At 43.1% G+C, this 260-nt stretch carries 1 protein-coding gene; it reads right to left on the bottom strand.

Features of this window, described 5'->3' with window-relative positions:
• Positions 1 to 260: HAD family hydrolase (locus AAEY78_RS13720; RefSeq protein ID WP_352339904.1), on the bottom strand; the 260-nt coding region annotated here is incomplete at both ends.

Here is a 260-nt window from a genome sequence, read left to right as displayed (position 1 = left end):
ATGTTGATAATCGCGTTCGATGCCATGATTAATTAAACAGGCTATCATTCCCGCATTATTAGCTGCTTGAATATCGTATAAGTAATCACCAACATAGATAATATGCTGTGGATGTATTTGCCATTGTGTTGCAATGGCCAGTAACGCATCGGGTGCCGGCTTTGCAGGGAAGTGCTCTCGGGTTAACACATGGTCTATGGCGATATTATTTTGTGTTACCTTCATGGCACTGGCTGCAAGGCTATTACGAGTCACTATGG

This window comes from Psychrobacter sp. 16-MNA-CIBAN-0192 (genome assembly GCF_040309565.1).
Taxonomy (GTDB): domain Bacteria; phylum Pseudomonadota; class Gammaproteobacteria; order Pseudomonadales; family Moraxellaceae; genus Psychrobacter.
This window is presented reverse-complemented; position numbering and strand designations above follow the sequence as displayed.